The organism is Jejuibacter sp. L23 (genome assembly GCF_050815825.1).
GTDB lineage: Bacteria > Pseudomonadota > Gammaproteobacteria > Enterobacterales > Enterobacteriaceae > Jejubacter > Jejubacter calystegiae.
Window position 1 is genome coordinate 567,512 of sequence record NZ_CP138199.1, and the last position, 19,926, is coordinate 587,437.

Genomic DNA, 19,926 nt, shown 5'->3' on the forward strand with positions numbered 1-19,926 from the left:
AGAGTCAGGCGCGTGTAACCGCTACTGCGCCTTTTTATCGCCCTGATCGACAAAGTATTTCATCTCGTTCATGGCTTCGTAGACGTAGCTGTAATCCGGCTGGCCGCTCACCTGGCGGTTATGGCTGTCCAGATAGTGGCTCATCCCCACGCCGTTGACGGTATAGATATTCTCCGGCGTGCGTATGGCATAAGCGCTGTAGCTGGACATCAGCAGCCACTTACGATCCGGCATCTGGCTGAACAGATCGTAGCCGGTGGCGTAGTCGCGGGTATCGTTATCGACATGCAGATAGTGCTTCATCAGCGACGGCACCACATCTTCGTGGCTGGTGAGCTTACCGGCGTTTTCCCGCAGCCAGCGGTCATTTTTTGCGCCGACGATGATAAAGGGCACTTTGGTCTGGGCATCGGTAAAGTTGCCGTTATGACCCCAGAACCCCATTTTATTGTCGTTCATCTCCTGGGCGTGATCGCCGGTCAGGATAATCAGCGTATCGTCCAGAGAGTCAGAGGCGGCAAGCTGGTCGTAGACTTGTTGTAATAGCCTGTCGATGTAATACACGCTCTGCTTGTAGCGGTTGAACAGCGGCGTTGGGTCGGTATCGTTCTTCAGCGTCATATAGTTCAGGTCGCTAACCGGGCCGAACTTCAGCGGCTCATCCTTCGGGAAATCATAGGCGTGCGCCGAATCATAAAACAGGAATGAAAAGGTCGGACGGCTGGCGTCGCGTTTCTGGTACCATTCGCGCCAGTCTTCGGTCAGACGGGCGTCGCGCTCTGGCGTGCTCTTGCCTTCGCTATTGATTCGCAGGTTTTTAATAGTGGCGAAAACCGTGCGGTCGAATTCCGGGAAGGTCACTTTGGCGGAGGTGAATATCCCGATGTTGTAATCCTCTTTCTGCATGGTCGTGACAAATAACGACGGAATGCTGTTATTCAGAAAGGGTTGCCACCAGGTGCCGGGGATGCCGTAAAACAGACCAAAGATACCGGTTCGGGTGGCGTTACCGGTGGAGTAATGATTATTAAAAGCGACGCCGTTATGCTGCTTAACAAAGTTCCAGGTATTCGGAGAGACCGCTTCATTAAAGGTATCGAAACGCCAGGAGTCGACCACAATAAACATAATGTTAGCCGGTTTTTTATTTTGCGGGTTAATCACCAGCTCCCGTAAAGGATAACGAATATGCTGCCGATCGTTAGGATTAGCCAGCAGATTGCGGCGCTGCCCGTTTTTATCAAAGAAACCCATGATTTTCTTTGACGTCAAAGGGTAATAAAGCGGCAGATACTCTTTCACTACCATCACGGGGGACCAGGCGTAGTAGAATGCGATCATATAGCCGATATTACTGACCAGCAGTGCGCCCACCAGGAATAGCGATGTGGTTAACAGCGTGCGGGGTTTGGCGGCACTCTGCCGTATCCGTTGCGTCGGTTTGCGGTCAATTTTCCACGCGGCCAGGTATTCGGCCGCGAATACCCCGATAATAATCGCGCCCATTAGCAGGTATGTGGCAAACGAGAAATCCACCACCTGGCCAAACAGCACCATCATCAGCACCGATTCATTGATATGGAAACGGTACTGTTCGAAGACGATGGTATCGACATAAAGCGCGATTTGCGCAAAGCCGAACAGGATGGCCAGCAACGAGTATCTGACATATTTATTCACCCACAGTAGCGGTGTACAGATTAAAAACAGAATCAGATACAGCGAGAAGAAGTGGGCCGGTACGGCCAAAAAGGAGAAGGCGCTGCCGTAAAGGGTGACAGACGCGCCAGGTACCATAAAATATCTGACGGCAATAAGGGCTGAAAGCAAAACATTAAGTAATGTAAAAAGAAAAAGCTTTCTCATGAAGATACCTGGTTTTTATAGATGTATTAGCCGGTGGTTACATTTCCTTTACTGCATGAATAACATGCACGACGGGAAGAACGGCAGATCATTATAATGAGCGCATCTGACTGAAACCAGAGTTATTATTTATACGAATGCATCGAAGAATGGCCTGGTACTCAGTTTTATTCGGGTAGTAAAGTTATTTTTAAATCTCGTTTACGATTTGTTTATTATTTATAAAGGGAAATGCGATCCGGATAAAAAAACGCCGCCCGGATGGGCGGCGTTTCTCATAACGAATATCATCGCACGCGAATTATTTCTTCGCGGCGCGCTCGAAAGAAGAGACGATCTCGGCTTTCGCGGCTTCGACGTTGTCCCAACCGTCTACTTTCACCCACTTGCCTTTTTCCAGATCTTTGTAGTGCTCGAAGAAGTGGGTGATCTGCGCTTTCAGCAGTTCCGGAAGGTCGTTCACATCTTTGATGTGATCGTACTCTTTGCTCAGTTTGGTGTGCGGTACGGCAACCAGTTTGGCATCTTCACCGGATTCGTCGGTCATTTTCAGAACGCCAACCGGACGGCAGCGGATCACGGAGCCCGGCTGCAGCGGATACGGCGTCGGGACCAGCACGTCTACCGGGTCGCCATCCAGAGAAAGCGTGTGGTTGATGTAGCCGTAGTTGCACGGATAGAACATTGCGGTGGACATGAAACGGTCCACAAACAGGGCGCCGCTCTCTTTATCCACTTCGTATTTAATGGGGTCGGCGTTGGCCGGAATTTCGATGATGACGTAGATGTCTTCCGGCAGATCTTTGCCCGCGGGAACGTTGTTTAAGCTCATGTCTGTTTCCTTTGAAATGTGTAGCAAACACGTGGCGGGTATTATAGCTAACTGGTGCTGAAAGTCTTTGCCTGTTTTGGTTTCCGGCCTCCTGATGACCCGTTTTCAGACCGTTTCCATAACCCAAAAGTCCATAAACTCAGTCAGTTTTTTTCCTGACAAAGTGAAAGCGCTTACAGATTTTTATTTAACTATTTATTCACATTGCTGAAATGTGAAGTGGCGCAATAAGCCACTTCCCCTATTGGCTATAGTTTGTCCGCACGGCATTTTAACTAATAATTAACAACTGACGGGGATGCTCATATGTGGAAGCGTTTACTTCTTGTGACGGCCGTTTCAGCAGCCATGTCGTCTATGGCGTTAGCCTCTTCTTTAACCGTAGGATTCTCGCAGGTCGGGTCGGAATCCGGCTGGCGAGCGGCAGAAACCAACGTGGCGAAAACTGAAGCGCAGAAGCGCGGTATTACCCTGAAAATCGCCGATGGTCAGCAAAAGCAGGAAAACCAGATCAAGGCCGTACGTTCGTTCATTGCGCAGGGGGTGGATGCTATCTTTATCGCGCCTGTCGTCGCAACTGGCTGGGAACCGGTATTAAAAGAGGCGAAAGACGCGGAAATACCGGTCATTCTGCTCGACCGTTCCATCGATGTGAAAGACCCCCTCGCTCTATATGACCACGGTGACGGCGGACAACGTTCTGGAAGGCCGAATGATTGGCGACTGGCTGGTAAAACAGGTCAACGGCAAGCCGTGTAACGTTGTTGAATTACAGGGCACCGTCGGGGCCAGCGTAGCTATCGACCGTAAGAAGGGCTTCGCAGAGGCTATCGGCCAGGCCCCCGGTATCAAAATCGTTCGCTCCCAGTCCGGCGACTTTACCCGCACCAAAGGTAAAGAGGTGATGGAAAGCTTTATCAAAGCGGAAAACAACGGCAAAGACATCTGCATGGTATATGCCCATAACGATGATATGGCGATCGGCGCCATCCAGGCCATCAAAGAGGCGGGTCTGAAGCCGGGCAAAGATATTCTGATTGGCTCGGTCGACGGCGTACCGGATATCTATAAAGCGATGATCGACGGCGAAGCAAACGCCAGCGTGGAGTTGACGCCAGACATGGCAGGCCCGGCGTTCGATGCGCTGGAGAAGTTCAAAAAAGATGGCACCCTGCCAGAAAAGATGACCATGACAAAGTCTACCCTCTACCTGCCGGATACCGCGAAAGAGGAGTTAGAGAAGAAGAAAAATATGGGTTACTAAAGCCTTTCCCCTCTCCCCGTCGGGGAGAGGGCCAGGGTGAGGGGAAAATATGACTCAACCACACCAGGCACTCCTTCGTACCGAAGGCCTTAGCAAATCCTTTCCCGGCGTAAAGGCGCTGGATAACGTCGATTTTTCCCTGAATCGCGGCGAGATTATGGCGCTGCTGGGAGAAAACGGCGCCGGGAAGTCGACGCTAATCAAAGCGCTAACCGGCGTGTATCAACCCGATCGCGGTACCATCTGGCTGGATGATGTCGCGATTTCACCGAAAAACACCGCCCACGCGCAGAAATTAGGGATCGGCACGGTGTATCAGGAAGTGAATCTGCTACCGAATATGTCGGTGGCGGATAATCTGTTTATTGGCCGCGAGCCCCGCCGCTTTGGTCTGCTCAGGCGCAAAGAAATGGAGACGCGCGCCACCGAGCTTATGGCCTCTTATGGCTTTTCACTCGATGTCCGCGAGCCGCTGCACCGGTTTTCTGTCGCGATGCAGCAGATAGTCGCCATTTGTCGTGCGGTCTCCCTTTCCGCCAGCGTGCTGATCCTGGATGAACCTACGGCGAGTCTGGATGCGCAAGAAGTGGAACGGCTGTTTACGCTGATGCGCCAGCTGCGCGATCGCGGCATTAGCCTGATCTTCGTGACGCACTTCCTGGACCAGGTTTACGCAGTCAGCGATCGCATTACCGTGTTGCGCAACGGTGGCTTTGTGGGCTGTCGCGAAACCCGCTCTCTCCCGAAAATCGAGCTGGTAAAAATGATGCTGGGGCGCGATCTGATGGACAACGCCTTACGGCGTGCGGGCCGCACCCAACTGAGCGATAAACCCGTTGCGGTGTTTAAAAATTATGGCCGGAAAGGGACGGTCGCTCCCTTCGATCTGGCGGTTCGTCCCGGTGAGATTGTCGGCCTGGCGGGACTTTTGGGCTCCGGGCGAACCGAAACGGCAGAAGTGATCTTCGGCATTAAGCCTGCGGACAGCGGCAGCGTGCAGATCAAAGGCAAGCCGCAGGTACTGCGGTCGCCCTGGCAGGCCTCCTGCCAGGGGATCGGCTTTTGCCCGGAAGACAGAAAAACCGACGGCATTATCGCCGCTGCGTCGGTGCGCGAGAATATTATGCTGGCGCTCCAGGCCCAGCGTGGCTGGCTGAGGCCTATCTCCCGCAAAGAACAGAATGCGATTGCGCAGCGTTTTATACGCCAGCTTGGCATTCGCACGCCAAACGCCGAACAGCCGGTGGAGTTTCTGTCGGGGGGCAATCAGCAGAAGGTGTTGCTGTCGCGCTGGCTGCTGACCAAACCTCGCTTCCTGATACTCGACGAGCCAACCCGCGGCATTGATGTTGGCGCTCACGCGGAAATTATCCGGCTGGTGGAGTCGCTCTGTGCCGACGGCCTGGCGCTGCTGGTGATCTCTTCCGAGCTGGAAGAGCTGGTCGGTTATGCCGATCGCGTCATCATTATGCGTGACAGGCAACAGGTGGCAGAAATTCCGCTGCATGAGCTGTCGGTTCCCGCCATCATGACGGCCATTGCGGCATAAGGAGTAACGCGTGATGGGTTCGACGATACCTCAAACCGGGCAGCGGAAGCGGCGCTTCAACTGGCCCACAGGCACGCCGCAAATTCTGGCGCTATTGCTGATTCTGGCGGTGGATAGCCTTGTGGCGCCGCACTTTTTCCAGATTGTCTTACAGGATGGCCGCCTGTTTGGCAGCCCGATAGATATCCTTAACCGTGCGGCGCCGGTGGCGCTGCTGGCTATTGGAATGACGCTGGTGATCGCCACGGGCGGTATCGACCTTTCCGTTGGCGCGGTGATGGCCATTGCCGGCGCCACGGCGGCCTCAATGACGGTGGCCGGATATCCCCTTTTCGTGGTGTTACTGGCGGCGCTGGGCTCTGGCGTACTGGCGGGCTTGTGGAACGGCATTCTGGTGGCGGTCCTTAAAATCCAACCGTTCGTTGCGACGCTTATCTTAATGGTCGCCGGGCGCGGGGTGGCGCAGTTGATCACCTCCGGCCAGATCGTCACCTTCAACGATCCCAGCCTGGCGTGGCTGGGTAGCGGCTCGCTGCTGCTATTCCCTGTGCCGGTCATTATCACGCTGGTCACGCTACTGCTGTTCTGGCTGCTTACGCGTAAAACGGCGCTGGGGATGTTTATTGAAGCGGTGGGGATTAATATCCGGGCGGCCAAAAATGCCGGGGTGAAAACCCGAACTATGGTGATTCTGGCCTATGTTCTGAGCGGTCTCTGTGCGGCGATCGCGGGTGTTATCGTAGCGGCGGATATTCGCGGCGCGGATGCCAATAATGCCGGATTATGGCTGGAAATGGACGCGATTCTGGCGGTGGTTATCGGCGGTGGTTCGCTGATGGGCGGGCGCTTTAATATGGCGCTATCGGTGGTTGGGGCGCTGATTATTCAGAGTATGAATACCGGTATCCTGCTGTCCGGTTTTCCACCGGAACTTAACCTGGTCGTGAAAGCCGTGGTAGTACTTTGCGTGCTGATTGTTCAGTCGCCGCGCTTTATCAATCTGATTAAGAAGGGGCGCGCTAATGATAAAACGTAATTTGCCGTTAACGATAACCCTGGGCGTGTTTGTTCTGGGCTATCTCTACTGCCTGACGCAATTTCCAGGCTTTGCCACGACGCGGGTTATCTGCAATATACTGACGGATAACGCTTTTCTTGGAATTATCGCTGTCGGAATGACCTTTGTGATTCTGTCCGGCGGTATCGATCTCTCTGTGGGATCGGTGATCGCTTTTACCGGCGTTTTTCTGGCTAAGGTGATTGGTACCTGGGGGTTATCGCCATGGTTGGCTTTTTCACTGGTGCTGATCATGGGCTGCGCCTTCGGGGCCTTTATGGGGCTGTTGATCGATGCGCTGAAGATCCCGGCATTTATCATCACCCTGGCCGGCATGTTCTTCCTGCGCGGCGTCAGCTATCTGGTTTCTGAAGCCTCGACCCCCATTAATCATCCCGTCTACGATATGCTCTCCAGTCTGGCGTGGAAGATTCCCGGCGGCGGGCGACTCAGCGCCATGGGGCTGCTGATGCTGGCCGTGGTGGTTATCGGTATTTTTCTTGCCCACCGTACCCGCTTTGGTAACCAGGTCTACGCGATCGGCGGAAATGCAACCTCGGCAAATCTGATGGGGATCTCAACGCGTGCCACCACCATCCGCATCTATATGCTTTCTACCGGACTGGCGACGCTGGCGGGGATTGTCTTTTCCATTTATACCCAGGCCGGTTATGCGCTGGCGGGCGTCGGGGTAGAGCTGGATGCCATCGCGTCGGTGGTGATTGGCGGTACGCTACTGAGCGGTGGGGTTGGCACCGTGCTGGGCACGTTATTCGGGGTGGCGATTCTGGGGCTGATTCAAACCTATATTAACTTCGACGGCACGCTCAGCTCCTGGTGGACGAAAATCGCCATCGGCATTCTACTGTTTGTGTTTATCGCTCTTCAGCGCGGGTTGACCGTACTGTGGGAAAACCGTCAGAGTTCGCCGGTGACGCGAACCACGGCGGAGTGATTTGAAGATAGCCCCTCTCACGAGAGAGGGGCTTTACACCCGGGAAAATTAATCGTCGGGGAATTCGCGAATAAAACGCTCGACGTCATCCACCATATGGGTGTTGCCGACAAAGAACGGGCGACGCTGATGCAGGCTATCCGGAATAATATCCAGGATGCGCTCTTTGCCATCGCTGGCCTTACCGCCCGCCTGCTCGGCCAGGAAGGCCATTGGGTTGCACTCATACAGCAGGCGCAGCTTGCCCTGAGGGTGGCTGGCGGTGCTGGGGTAGAGATAAATACCGCCTTTCAGCAGGTTACGGTGGAAGTCGGCTACCAGCGAACCGATATAGCGCGAGGTGTAAGGGCGCTGGGTCGCTTTATCTTCTTCCTGGCAGAACTTGATGTACTTCTTCACCCCCATCGGGAATTTAATGTAGTTCCCTTCGTTGATGGAGTATGTGTTGCCTTTTTCCGGGAAGCGCATGCGCTCCTGGCTGACGCAGAAGACGCCAAGGGAGGGATCGTAGGTGAAGGCGTGGACGCCGCAGCCGGTGGTGTAGACCAGCATGGTGGATGAGCCGTAAACCACATAGCCCGCTGCGACCTGGCGGCTGCCCGGCTGCAGGAAGTCCTCTTCGGTAACCGGCGTGCCGACCGGCGTTACGCGGCTGTAGATAGAGAAGATGGTGCCGACGGAGACGTTAACATCGATATTGGAAGAGCCGTCCAGCGGATCCATCAATACCACGTATTTCGCGTGCTCGCAGCCTTCGAACACCACAATTTCGTCCTCTTCTTCAGAGGCGATACCCGCCACGATGTCGCGGGCCTTCAGCGCGGCCTTCAGTTTTTCATTGGCGAACAGGTCGAGCTTCTGCTGCACTTCGCCCTGAACGTTTTCGGCGCCGCTGGCCCCCAGAATATCAACCAGTCCGGCTTTGTTGATATCGCGATGGATAATTTTAGCGCCGAGTTTTATCGCTGAGATCAGCGCGGTCAGCTCACCGGTTGCATGAGGAAACTCATGCTGCTTCTCAACAATAAATTCACCTAACGTCTTCATAACACGATCCCTGCATCAGTCGGTTAAAAAAAAGTGGAGGTTAGCTTAACAAACATTGAACACTCTGCGCTCAGGTGAATCGCATCAGCAGACACCAGAAAAACCTGAAATCAGGTGCCACTGCGCAGACATATGGGTAGAATGTGCGCCGAACCAAACAAAGGTAGTGATTATGCGCATTCATATTCTGGGGATTTGCGGCACCTTCATGGGCGGGCTGGCGATGCTGGCACGCTCGCTGGGCCATGAGGTCACCGGCTCGGACGACAATGTCTATCCGCCGATGAGCACACTGCTGGAACAGCAGGGAATTGAGTTAACCGAGGGCTATGACCCCGCGCAGCTGGAGCCGCGCCCGGACATGGTGATTATCGGTAACGCGATGACACGCGGTAACCCCTGCGTGGAAGCGGTACTGGAACAGGGCATTCCCTATATGTCCGGCCCCCAGTGGCTGCACGACTTCGTGCTGCGCGACCGCTGGGTTGTGGCAGTGGCCGGTACTCACGGCAAGACCACCACGGCGGGCATGGTCACCTGGATTCTGGAATCCTGCGGCTATCAGCCAGGCTTTGTCATCGGCGGCGTTCCCGGCAACTTCGATGTGTCGGCGCGGCTGGGCGGCAGCCCGTTCTTTGTGATTGAAGCGGATGAATATGACTGCGCATTCTTCGACAAGCGTTCCAAGTTTGTCCACTACTGTCCGCGCACGCTGATTCTTAATAACCTTGAGTTCGATCACGCCGATATCTTCGACGATCTGCGGGCCATCCAGAAGCAGTTCCATCATCTGGTGCGTATTGTACCGGGACAGGGACGGATTATCTGGCCGGAAAGCGACGCCAACCTGAAACAGGTACTGGGTATGGGCTGCTGGAGCGAACAGGAGCAGGTGGGCGAACAGGGCCACTGGCAGGCGAAGAAGGTGAGCCAGGATGCTTCCCACTGGGAAGTGTGGCTGGACGGCGAGCGCGTCGGCGAAGTGAACTGGCAGCTGGTGGGCGAGCATAATATGCATAACGGCCTGATGGCGATTGCCGCGGCGCGTCACGTGGGCGTCGCGCCGGATGAAGCCGGCCGCGCCCTGGGCAGCTTTATTAACGCCCGTCGTCGCCTGGAAGTACGCGGTGAAGCGAATGGCGTCACGGTTTATGACGACTTCGCCCATCATCCGACGGCCATTCTGGCTACCCTGGCGGCGCTGCGTGGCAAGGTGGGCGGTACCGCACGCATCCTGGCGGTGCTGGAGCCGCGATCCAATACCATGAAGATGGGCGTGAGCAAGGACGATCTGGCCCCTTCACTGGGCCGTGCCGACGAAGTCTTTCTGTATCAGCCGCACCACATCCCGTGGCAGGTTTCCGAAGTGGCGGATGCCTGCATCCAGCCTGCGCACTGGAGCGCTGACGTTGATGCGTTGGTGGAGATGGTGGTGAAAAGCGCCCAGCCGGGCGATTACATTCTGGTGATGAGCAACGGCGGTTTTGGCGGCATCCATCAGAAGCTGCTGGATGCCCTGGACGCCAAAGCGCAGCAGGCGTAATCCCGCCCGATCTCCTCTCCCCTGTGGGGGAGGGGAGTCCGTCGTTACTGCTCTTCGGCCAGTTCCCGCAGATACTGGAAAATCTGGCGAGACGCCTTCGGCGGCTTGTTGGCCGCTTTCTCTTTCTTCGCGTTGCGGATAAGCGTACGCAACTGTTGACGGTCCGCCTGGGGCCACAGATTCAGCACCTCGGTCATGGCCTCGTCGCCTTCATCCACCAGCCTGTCGCGCAACGCTTCCAGCTTGTGGAACAGCGCCACCTGCTGGTTATGGCGGTTTTTCAGTTTATCCAGCGCCTGACGGATGGGGTCCACATCGCGGCTGCGCAGCATCTTACCTATCAGCTGTAGCTGGCGGCGGCGGCCCTCTTTCTTAATCCGCTGGGCCAGTTCAATGGCGTCGCGCAACTCATCGTCCAGTGGGATCTTATCCAGGGCGTTTTTCCCCAGGTCGACCATCTCGGCGCCCAGACGTTTCAGCTCTTCGGCGTCGCGCTTAATTTCGCTTTTGCTGACCCAGATTATCTCGTCGTCATCGTCATTCTCGTCGCCGGGCACATCGTCGAGCCACTCTTCTTCATGCTGTTTCGTCATCTCAGGCTCCTCAAAAAAAGAGGCTAATACTAGCAAAGAGTTCTCTGTTAGACTCAAAAAAGACGTCTTTAATTTTCCTGTGGTTAGGCACGCCGTCGGCGTGACTCTGACCCACACCTTACATTATGGCATTGGCGATGAAAGTAATCACTCAGGTAGCGCAACAACGTAAAGCACTGGAACAGGCCGTGACGCAGGCGCTGGAGCTGGCGGCACAGCGTACGGACGGCGCGGAAGTGGCAGTGACCAAAACCACTGGTATTAGCGTCAGCACCCGCTACGGTGAGGTGGAGAACGTTGAGTTCAACAGCGATGGCGCGCTGGGCATTACCGTCTATCACCAGAACCGTAAAGGCAGCGCTTCGTCCACGGATCTGAGCCCGGAGGCTATCGACAGGACCGTGCAGGCGGCTATCGATATCGCCCGCTATACCTCTCCGGACCCCTGTGCGGGCGTGGCGGAAAAGGATTTGCTGGCCTTTGAAGCGCCGGATCTTGACCTGTTCCACCCGGCAGAGATCGACCCCGAGCAGGCTATCGAGCTGGCGGCGCGCGCCGAGAATTCGGCCCTGAAAGTGGATAAACGTATTACCAATACTGAAGGCGGCAGCTTTAACAGCCACTACGGCATTAAGGTGTTCGGCAACAGCCACGGCATGTTGCAGAGCTACTGCTCGTCGCGCCATTCGCTGTCCAGTTGCGTGATTGGCGAAGAGAATGGCAGCATGGAACGCGATTACGCGTATTCCATCTCCCGCGAGCTGGATGCCCTGAAGAGCCCGGAGTGGGTGGGTGAAGAGTGCGCACGTCGTACCCTGGCGCGCCTGGCACCGCGTAAACTCTCTACTATGAAAGCGCCGGTGATCTTTGCGCCGGAAGTGGCGACGGGTCTGTTCGGTCACCTGGTCGGGGCCATTAGCGGCGGCGCGGTTTACCGTAAATCAACCTTCCTGCTGGATGCGCTGGGCCAGCAAATTCTGCCGGACTGGCTCACCATTGAAGAGCATCCCCATCTGCTTAAGGGGCTGGCTTCCACACCTTTCGATAGCGAAGGAGTGGCGACCAGACAGCGCGATATCGTGAAAGACGGCGTGTTGCAGCAGTGGCTGCTGACCAGTTACTCCGCCCGTAAGCTGGGGCTGCACAGCACCGGCCACGCCGGGGGGATCCATAACTGGCGCATTGCGGGCCACGGCCTGGATTTTGACGGTATGCTCAAAGAGATGGGCACCGGGCTGGTGGTGACCGAACTGATGGGCCAGGGCGTGAGCGCCATTACCGGCGACTATTCCCGCGGCGCCGCCGGTTTCTGGGTGGAAAACGGTGAAATTCAGTATCCGGTGAGTGAAATCACCATTGCCGGTAACCTGAAGGATATGTGGCGCAATATCGTCACCACCGGCGACGATATCGAAACCCGTAGCAATATTCAGTGTGGTTCGGTGCTGCTGCCGGAGATGAAAATCGCCGGGCAGTAAGCTCCCACTCCCTAAAGGCCGCCTGTGCGGCCTTTTTTATAAATAAAAAAACCGAAGAGGAAGCAAGCAATGCGAAAACCTGTCATCGCTCTGTTGACCGCCTGCGTACTGCTGGCCACCAGCGCCAGCGTACTGGCGCGGGATCTGGAAGAGGATATGGATATCCTGAACGACAGCTATAAAGCGGTGCTGAAAACCGACTCCCTTAGCGAGATGAAAACCGAGCTGACCACCATGCGTGCAGCGGCGATGGATGCCATGAAAGCCACGCCGCCGAAGCTGGAAGGCAAAGCGCCGGATAGCCCTGAAATCCAGGAATATCATAAGGGACTGACGCTGCTGGTCGGCCAGATAGACGGCGCCCTGAAGTTGGCGGACGCAGGCAAACTGCCGGAAGCTCGGGCGGCGGCTGAAGAGTTTAAGCAGACCCGTAATACTTATCACAAGAAGTTTCGCTGATCTGCCAGACTCGAATAATCCAGGAGGAGAATGTGGGTAATTTCAGGGGATTGACTCAGGGTGGTCTGAACTTTCTGCAACAGCTCAGCCACAACAATAATAAGGAATGGTTTAGCGAAAACCGCGAGGTCTATGACCGGCAGATTATTGCTCCGCTGCGCGACCTGGTGGACGACCTGGCCGCCGATATGCTGGCTATTGACGATCAATTCGAAGTGCGCCCTTCGGTGACCAAAACCATTTCGCGCATCCATCGCGATACCCGCTTCTCGCTGGATAAATCCCCTTATCGCAGCAACGTCTGGATTGTCTTCAAACGCCCGCGCAAGGTGTGGACCGATTCGCCGGTTTTCTTTTTCGAATTCGCCAGCGACAACTGGCGTTTCGGCATGGGCTATTACAGCGCCTCGCGCGAAACCATGAATCGCCTGCGCGAGCATATCGCCGACAACCCGCGCAGTTTCCTGCAAATGGCCGGCAAGATCCGCAAACATTTCGATTTGGAAGGGGAATCCTACAAGCGGCCGCTGGTAAAAAATCAGGCTCCGGAGCTGGCGGAATGGGCCAACCGTAAAACCTTTGCGCTAATAGACCAGCGTTACGATATGGCGCCGCTGTTTTCCGACCGGTTGCCAGGACTGCTTCGCGATGGCTTCCGGCGCCTGGAGCCGCTGTATCAGCTGTTGGTGCAACTGGAGTCGCGCTAACCCTACAACCCCAACTCGCTCAGCCCCGGATGATCGTCCGGCCGACGCCCCAGAGGCCAGCGGAACAGCCGTTCGGCCTCGTTAATCGCCAGATCGTTGATGCTGGCATGGCGCTGGCGCATCAGGCCGTTTTCATCGAACGCCCAGTTCTCATTGCCGTAGGAACGAAACCAGTTGCTGTGCTCGTCATGCCATTCATAGGCAAAGCGAACCGCGATACGCTCTTCCCCAAAGGCCCATAGTTCTTTAATCAGACGGTATTCCCGCTCTTTCTGCCACTTACGGGTCAGAAAATCTATCACCTGCTGGCGACCATCGATAAATTCATTACGGTTGCGCCAGATGGTATCTGTCGTATAGGCCAGCGCGACCCGGTCAGGGTCCCGGGTATTCCAGGCATCTTCGGCCAGTCGAACTTTAGTGATGGCGGTTTCAGAGGTAAAAGGGGGCAGGGGAGGTCGCTGTGGATCGGTCATGTTGTGGCTACCTTTGGTTGGGGGTTTTGCTATCAAAGGTAGCCGGAATGGCGCGTAAGAGAAAGCGCGGAGGGTCAGAACAAATAGCGCGCGCCCAGCACCACTTCGCTGGAAACCAGCCGCGCCTTCATCTGTTCGTCCTTCAGGCCGCGGGCGTTGGTGAATCGGTTATAGCCGCTTTCCACCTTACCCATATCGATATAGCGGTAGCCCAGATCCAGGGTCAGACGCTCAATGGGGCTGTAGCTGACGCCTGCGCCCAGCGACCAGGCGAAATTATCCTGGGTCGAATCCGCGTAGTCGCGCGAAGGGTTACCCTGCCAGCCGTCGACCTTTACCCGGGCGATCCCGATACCCGCGGTGCCGTACAGCGCAAAACCGTAACCGAGCTGATAGTCGCGATATACGTTCAGCATCAGGCGGCTGACGTCGGTCTTCATGTGGTTAAAGCTGTCCGGAAAGGCGGTGGAGCCGCTGGTGTACTCTGACTCCTTACGCAGTACATATTCCCCTTCGGTACGCCATCCGTTGCCGAACTGATACCCTACGGCGAAGGCGCCATTGTAGAACCGTTCCCGCTCATGGCCGCTGACGAACTGGCCAACGCCGGGGCGGCTGCTGGAATCCATCTCGCGGGCCGGTTGATCGGCATGAAACAGCCGGGCCGTGCCGTAATAGCCTTCGCTGGCAAAAACGCTAAGCGGCAGGGCTGTCAGCAACAGAACAGAAGCAAACGCATTGATTTTCATCAGAGTTCCCTGTTCCGTGGGGATTAACCCGCATTAATCTGCTTCTGAACCGCGTCCAGCGCCTGCTGGGCGCACTGCTCGTCCAGATGACCGCCGGGTGCGCCAGCCACGCCGATGGCGCCAATCGTCTGCTGGCCCACTTTCACCGGCAGGCCGCCGCCCAGCAGCAGGAAGCCGGGAATATCTTTCAGATTGGCGGCGCCCGCGTTTTGCTGGGCGTTTTTCATTACCGCGCTGGTGGCATTACGGGTGGTCAGGGCGGTAAAGGCCTTCATCCTGCTGCCGTCGATGGTGTGGGGCCCGGCGTTATCCATCCGTTTAACGGTTCTGATAACGCCCGCGTTATCCACTACGGTGACCGCCACGTTATAGTTCTGCGCGCTGCAGGACTGAATGGCCGCAGCGGCCAGTTGGTCGGCCAGTTCAAGGGAGAGATTCTTTTCGCTCAGCACGTTAGCGGCAAAAGCGGGGGCAGCGGCAAGGCTTGCGACCAGCGCGCCGGTGAACACCAGAGATTTCATCACGATCCTGACTCCTTATTGATCTGTTGTCGTCAGGAACAGCCTAAACGGGGGCGCGAGTCAGCACTATTCGGTTGAATACCAGGGAGACTGGGTAATTTTACCTGGTGCCGCCCTCTTCGGGCGGGGTCAGCCCGCCATACAGGCGAATCAGCTTCGCCAGCGAATTGACCCCCAGCCGGGCAAAGGCGTTGGCCCGGTGGGCCTCCACGGTGCGGGGAGAAAGTTCCAGCTCCCGGGCGATCTCCTTATTCGCTTTGCCTTCCACAATCAGGGCGATGACCTCCTGTTCCCGGGCCGATAGCGTGGCGAGCCGGGTTTGCAGTTCGGCGGTTTTTTGCTGCTGTTGCAGGCTCTGGCGGCGCTGCTCCATGGCCGCCCCTACGGTGTCGAACAGCGTGTCGGCATCGATAGGCTTGGTCAGAAATTCAAAGGCGCCGTTCTTAAAGGCCCGGCGGCACAGGTCGATATTGCCGTGGCCGGTCATGATGATCACCGGAATGGTCAGCCCCTGGCCGCGCCACTCCTCCAGCAGCGTCATACCGGTTTTGCCCGGCATGCGGATATCCAGCAGCAGACAGCCGGAAAGCGCGGGCAGATCCGTGACTGCGGCCTGAAACTGCTGCACGCTGGCGAAGGTTTCGGTCTGCCAGCCCACCGTTGCCAGCAGTGCGCTCAGGGAGCAGCGAATCGCCTCATCATCATCAATCAGATATATACGCTGTTGCATCAGGCCTCCGTGGTTTTAAGGGGCAGCCATACCGTAAAGCAGGCGCCCTGGCCGGTGATATTGCGCACGCTAATAGTGCCGTTCAACCGCTGTACCAGGGTTTCGGTTAACGCCATACCCAGACCGAGCCCCTGCTCGCGGGTGGTGAAAAAGGGCATAAACACCTGCTCCAGCGCCTGTTCCGACAGCCCCGGCCCGCCATCGCTCACCTCAATGGCGACGCCATCGCGTTCCTGCCGGGCGGCAATGGCTACCCAGGCCTCGCCCGTGGTCATTCCCTGCTGGGCCTGAATGGCGTTACTGAGCAGATTATGCAGGATCTGCTCGATATACAGCGGAACGGCGACGACAGCCGGCAAATCATCTGGGATCCGGGCGATCGGTTTAACCCTGCCTTGACGCAGTTCGGTTTCCAGTAGCTGAGCGGTATGGCGCCAGATGCGGGCCAGATTTACCGGCTGCGGCGGTACCTGCTCGCTGCCCAGGCGCTGGCGGAAAACCTGGATCAGTTCGGCTACCCGTTTAATTTGTACCACGGCGGCGTCCAGGAGCGGGGCGGCGTTTTGCGGCTGCTGCTGGTTAATCAGGCGCAGTGCCGCCTGGTTATAGCTCAGAGTCGCAGTCAGCGGTTGGTTCAGCTCGTGGGCCAGTCCGGCGGCGATCTCGCCCAGCGCGTTCAGGCGCGTCAGCTCCGAAAAACGGGCGCGCAGATCTGCCAGCTCGCGCTGGCGCTTCTGGCGCCGGTACTGACTGCTAAAGTAAATCGCCGCCGCCCAGAACAGCAGAGTCGCCAGCATCACCAGCCACGGCATACTGCGCCAGTCGGGATCGTTACCAGCGGACAGTACAAAAGGCTGTGAAGGGCTGGCCAGTTTTTTATCCCAGCGCCAGTGGAACTGCGCCCCGGCATCGCCACGGGTAATCAGCGCCTGCTGCTGCCAGTTGATGCTGAAGGCCTGAAAGCGGTGGCGATGAAGTAGGGTATCCAGTAGCGGGTTCAGGTCGATAAGCAGGGAGTAGTGCTGGCCGCTGAGCCAGTACTGGCCATTGCCCGCGCTTACCAGCGAACCGGCGGGGCGAACCGTCGGGCGGGGTTCCCAGCGTATGACCTGAGGGAAACGCTGCTGAACCAGCTCAAAGGCGCCATGGGCCGAAAGCAGCGACAGGATCACGTCATTCTGGGCCAGCTTAACCGACACATCGCGATACAAAATACGGAACTGCTCGCTCTGCTTTTCATACTGCTGCTGTAGCGCGTAGTTAACCAGCCCGCCGCAGGAGATCAGCGACAATAGCAGCCAGATTATCGCCCTGACCATCGTCTTCCCTTTAAACATGGCCCGCCTCCGTGGTGAAAAAAGAGGCTTATTAAAGCGGCTATTGACTACAGTGTCTATTCACACTTATCGCACCGTTCACCCAGGCTGAACGATCTCTTCCTGCGATCGGGATCGCAAAAATCAATCGCCATTATTACTATCAGGCTAATGGTTAGCCGCCATGGTTAATTGATGGATCGGGTCGCACGGCGCACACTTTAACCAACGTTAAGCAAATCATAAAGATTCGCTGAATCAGGAGGTTAACAATGTTGTCAGGGCAAACCCCAGCGCGGGTCTGGAACACGCGCCGCACAGAGAAACAGCGGCGTATGGCGTCCGTCCCGGTGCAGGGCAAGGTGCTCCCCACCGAACACCTCGCCGATATTCTGGAAAAACTGATTGCGCCCGGTGACCGGGTGGTACTGGAAGGTAACAACCAGAAGCAGGCCGATTTCCTCTCCCGCACGCTTGCACAAGTCAATCCGCAGAAAGTGCACGATCTGCATATGATCATGCCGAGCGTCGGCCGCAGCGAGCATCTGGACCTGTTTGAGAAAGGCATTGCCCGCAAGCTCGACTTCGCGTTTTCCGGCACTCAGAGCCTGCGTATTTCCCAGTTGCTGGAAGATGGCGCGATGGAAATCGGCGCCATCCACACCTATATCGAACTCTATTCCCGTCTTTATGTAGACCTGGCGCCGAATATTGCGCTGGTGGCCGGTTATAAGGCCGACCGCAAAGGTAATCTCTACACCGGGCCGAGCACCGAAGATACCCCGGCGCTGATTGAAGCCGCCTCGTTCCATGACGGCATCGTTATCGCCCAGGTTAACGAGCTGGTGGATGATGAGACCGACCTGCCGCGCGTGGATATTCCGGGCTCCTGGATTGACTACGTGGTGGTGGCGGATAAGCCGTTCTTTATTGAACCGCTGTTCACCCGCGACCCGCGCCTGATTAAGCAGGAACATATCCTGATGGCGATGATGGCCATCAAAGGGATCTACGCCGAACACCAGGTGCAGTCCCTGAACCACGGCATCGGCTTTAACACCGCTGCCATCGAGCTGCTGCTGCCGACTTACGGCGAACAGTTAGGCCTGAAAGGCAAAATCTGTAAGCACTGGACCCTGAACCCGCATCCAACGCTGATCCCCGCCATTGAAAGCGGTTGGGTGGAAAGCGTGCACTGCTTCGGCGGCGAACTGGGGATGGAAGAGTATATCCGGGCGCGCCCCGATGTCTTCTTCACCGGCGCCGACGGATCTATGCGCTCTAACCGCGCCTTCTGCCAGATGGCCGGTCAGTACGCGGTAGATATGTTCATTGGCTCCACTCTGCAGGTGGATGGTCTGGCGAACTCCTCAACCGTGACCCGCGGTCGTCTTTCCGGCTTCGGCGGCGCGCCGAACATGGGCCATGACCCTCACGGTCGCCGTCACGCCACCCCGGCATGGCTCAACATGATTACCGAGCCGGACCCAATGCAGCGCGGGCGCAAGCTGGTGGTGCAGATGGTGGAAACCTTCCAGGCTGGCGTGAAACCCACCTTCGTGGAAAAACTCGATGCCGTCGATGTGGCGAAAGCCTCCGGTATGCCGCTGGCGCCGGTCATGATTTATGGCGATGACGTCACCCACGTGCTGACCGAAGAGGGTATCGCCTACCTCTACCGGGCGGAAAGTCTGGAAGAGCGCCGCGCCATGGTGGCGGCGGTGGCGGGTATCACCGATATCGGCCTTGGCGCAGACGCCAAACGCGTGGCCGAACTGCGCCGCAGCGGCAAAGTGGTCTACCCGGAAGATATGGGGATTCGTCGCACCGATGCCAGCCGCTCACTGCTGGCCGCAGGCAGCGTCGCTGACCTGGTGGAATGGTCCGACGGCCTCTATAACCCACCGGCGAAATTCCGGAGCTGGTAATGAAACTCTACCCACAGACAGGCAGTGAGGAGCGCGCCCGCCAGCTGGCCTGGTTTGCCACGCAAAGTCTTATCGACGAAGCGCGCCTGAGCCCGAAGCCCGGTCTGGTGGATAGCCGGGGCAACGGGGCCCATCACGACCTGACGCTCGCTTTGATGGAGCGTTCGGCTCACAGCCTGACACCGACCTTCCAGGCGCTGGCGCTCCAGTGCTGGCAGCGGCCTGCGGATATCGCGCTACGCCAGACCGTCGGGCGGCTGGGGCGTGAAGGCGAAAGCCAGATGATGGCGGCAACCGATGGGGTGAATACCCACCGCGGCGCCATCTGGGCGCTGGGCCTGATAGTGAGCGCCGCTGCGATGCTGGGCGGCAGTGGCTCGCCCCGGGACATTACCGAAACGGCGGCGGCCATCGCCAGGTTACCGGACCATGCCGCGCCGAAAGTGTTTAGTAAAGGGCTGCGCGCCACCCGCCGCTACCGGGTTCCCGGAGCGCGGGAAGAGGCGCAGCAGGGTTTCCCCCACGTCATGAAACTGGCTCTGCCGCAGCTTCTGCGCAGCCGCCGTCAGGGCGCATCGCAAAGCGAAGCGCAGCTTGACGCGCTGATGGCCATTATGACCTCGCTCAGCGACACCTGCGTACTTTCCCGCGCCGGACTACCGGGGCTGGAAGCGATGCAGAACGGCGCCAGAGCGGTGCTACTGGCGGGGGGATGCGGGGGCGAACAGGGCAGGGCGGCCCTTGCCAGGCTGGATAGCCAGATGCTGGCGCTTAACGCCTCGCCGGGCGGTGCCGCCGACCTGCTGGCCGCCACGTTACTACTCGACCGAATTGCGCAGCCAGATTAACTCCCCAA

Annotated in this window: 18 protein-coding genes and 1 pseudogene; 10 read left to right on the forward strand and 9 right to left on the reverse strand. The window is 57.1% G+C overall.

The window, feature by feature from the left end:
• Window positions 1-21: 21 nt before the first annotated feature.
• Together SCU88_RS02600 and ppa are read right to left on the reverse strand one after the other, a co-directional pair.
• The gene (locus SCU88_RS02600; protein ID WP_431810080.1) at window positions 22-1,797 is read right to left on the reverse strand and encodes a sulfatase-like hydrolase/transferase; all 1,776 of its coding nucleotides are present in this window, start codon (window positions 1,795-1,797) and stop codon (window positions 22-24) included.
• A 370-nt stretch (window positions 1,798-2,167) separates the two neighbouring features.
• Window positions 2,168-2,698, reverse strand: a complete 531-nt coding sequence (ppa, locus tag SCU88_RS02605) for an inorganic diphosphatase (protein ID WP_138095497.1) — start codon at window positions 2,696-2,698, stop codon at window positions 2,168-2,170.
• A gap of 306 nt (window positions 2,699-3,004) precedes the next feature.
• On the opposite strand from ppa, the pseudogene ytfQ reads away from it, so the two are divergent.
• The 4 genes and pseudogenes from ytfQ (at window position 3,005) to yjfF (ending at window position 7,523) form a co-directional block, all read left to right on the forward strand.
• Window positions 3,005-3,962 (forward strand): annotated as a pseudogene (gene ytfQ / locus SCU88_RS02610) (galactofuranose ABC transporter, galactofuranose-binding protein YtfQ).
• A 49-nt stretch (window positions 3,963-4,011) separates the two neighbouring features.
• Window positions 4,012-5,511 (forward strand): sugar ABC transporter ATP-binding protein, encoded by a 1,500-nt coding sequence (locus tag SCU88_RS02615; RefSeq protein WP_138095499.1) that lies wholly within the window; start codon window positions 4,012-4,014, stop codon window positions 5,509-5,511.
• 10 nt (window positions 5,512-5,521) lie between these two features.
• The gene (gene ytfT / locus SCU88_RS02620; RefSeq protein ID WP_175341549.1) at window positions 5,522-6,547 is read left to right on the forward strand and encodes a galactofuranose ABC transporter, ATP-binding protein YtfT; all 1,026 of its coding nucleotides are present in this window, start codon (window positions 5,522-5,524) and stop codon (window positions 6,545-6,547) included.
• Window positions 6,534-7,523 carry a galactofuranose ABC transporter, permease protein YjfF gene (gene yjfF, locus SCU88_RS02625; RefSeq protein WP_138095501.1) on the forward strand — a complete coding sequence of 330 codons (990 nt, stop codon included), beginning with the start codon at window positions 6,534-6,536 and terminating at the stop codon, window positions 7,521-7,523. Before ytfT ends, yjfF begins: the two co-directional genes overlap by 14 nt.
• 48 nt (window positions 7,524-7,571) lie before the next feature.
• Here the strand turns inward: yjfF and fbp are convergent, their stop codons facing one another.
• On the reverse strand, window positions 7,572-8,570 hold the full coding sequence (gene fbp, locus SCU88_RS02630; protein ID WP_138095502.1) for a class 1 fructose-bisphosphatase: 999 nt from the start codon (window positions 8,568-8,570) through the stop codon (window positions 7,572-7,574).
• Between the two features lie 172 nt (window positions 8,571-8,742).
• On the opposite strand from fbp, the gene mpl reads away from it, so the two are divergent.
• Window positions 8,743-10,113 (forward strand): UDP-N-acetylmuramate:L-alanyl-gamma-D-glutamyl-meso-diaminopimelate ligase, encoded by a 1,371-nt coding sequence (gene mpl, locus SCU88_RS02635; protein WP_138095503.1) that lies wholly within the window; start codon window positions 8,743-8,745, stop codon window positions 10,111-10,113.
• A gap of 44 nt (window positions 10,114-10,157) precedes the next feature.
• Here mpl and yjgA read toward each other — a convergent pair whose 3' ends face one another.
• The gene (yjgA, locus tag SCU88_RS02640; protein WP_175341548.1) at window positions 10,158-10,706 is read right to left on the reverse strand and encodes a ribosome biogenesis factor YjgA; all 549 of its coding nucleotides are present in this window, start codon (window positions 10,704-10,706) and stop codon (window positions 10,158-10,160) included.
• A gap of 125 nt (window positions 10,707-10,831) precedes the next feature.
• On the opposite strand from yjgA, the gene pmbA reads away from it, so the two are divergent.
• From pmbA to SCU88_RS02655, 3 genes are all read left to right on the forward strand, one after another.
• Window positions 10,832-12,184 carry a metalloprotease PmbA gene (pmbA, locus tag SCU88_RS02645; protein ID WP_175341547.1) on the forward strand — a complete coding sequence of 451 codons (1,353 nt, stop codon included), beginning with the start codon at window positions 10,832-10,834 and terminating at the stop codon, window positions 12,182-12,184.
• A gap of 69 nt (window positions 12,185-12,253) precedes the next feature.
• Window positions 12,254-12,643, forward strand: coding sequence for a cytochrome b562 (gene cybC / locus SCU88_RS02650; RefSeq protein ID WP_175341546.1), 390 nt, complete (start codon window positions 12,254-12,256; stop codon window positions 12,641-12,643).
• 32 nt (window positions 12,644-12,675) lie between these two features.
• Window positions 12,676-13,350: a DUF2461 domain-containing protein gene (locus tag SCU88_RS02655; RefSeq protein WP_138095507.1), complete on the forward strand. Its 675-nt coding sequence runs from the start codon at window positions 12,676-12,678 to the stop codon at window positions 13,348-13,350.
• Between the two features lie 2 nt (window positions 13,351-13,352).
• On the opposite strand, the gene SCU88_RS02660 is transcribed toward SCU88_RS02655, so the two are convergent.
• From SCU88_RS02660 to SCU88_RS02680, 5 genes are all read right to left on the reverse strand, one after another.
• Window positions 13,353-13,826 (reverse strand): DUF1348 family protein, encoded by a 474-nt coding sequence (locus SCU88_RS02660; protein ID WP_175341545.1) that lies wholly within the window; start codon window positions 13,824-13,826, stop codon window positions 13,353-13,355.
• 74 nt (window positions 13,827-13,900) lie between these two features.
• A complete protein-coding gene (locus SCU88_RS02665) occupies window positions 13,901-14,575 on the reverse strand; it encodes an outer membrane beta-barrel protein (RefSeq protein WP_175341544.1) in 675 nt (224 codons plus the stop codon).
• A gap of 23 nt (window positions 14,576-14,598) precedes the next feature.
• On the reverse strand, window positions 14,599-15,096 hold the full coding sequence (locus SCU88_RS02670) for a GlcG/HbpS family heme-binding protein (protein WP_138099134.1): 498 nt from the start codon (window positions 15,094-15,096) through the stop codon (window positions 14,599-14,601).
• Window positions 15,097-15,196: 100 nt separating this feature from the next.
• A complete protein-coding gene (locus SCU88_RS02675) occupies window positions 15,197-15,826 on the reverse strand; it encodes a response regulator transcription factor (RefSeq protein WP_138095510.1) in 630 nt (209 codons plus the stop codon).
• Window positions 15,826-17,163, reverse strand: coding sequence for a sensor histidine kinase (locus tag SCU88_RS02680; RefSeq protein WP_241666580.1), 1,338 nt, complete (start codon window positions 17,161-17,163; stop codon window positions 15,826-15,828). Before SCU88_RS02680 ends, SCU88_RS02675 begins: the two co-directional genes overlap by 1 nt.
• Window positions 17,164-17,414: 251 nt before the next feature.
• Between SCU88_RS02680 and mdcA the strand changes: the two genes are divergently transcribed.
• Window positions 17,415-19,070, forward strand: coding sequence for a malonate decarboxylase subunit alpha (gene mdcA, locus SCU88_RS02685; RefSeq protein WP_138095511.1), 1,656 nt, complete (start codon window positions 17,415-17,417; stop codon window positions 19,068-19,070).
• Window positions 19,070-19,918, forward strand: a complete 849-nt coding sequence (locus SCU88_RS02690) for a triphosphoribosyl-dephospho-CoA synthase (RefSeq protein WP_138095512.1) — start codon at window positions 19,070-19,072, stop codon at window positions 19,916-19,918. Before mdcA ends, SCU88_RS02690 begins: the two co-directional genes overlap by 1 nt.
• The last annotated feature ends 8 nt before the right edge of the window (window positions 19,919-19,926 follow it).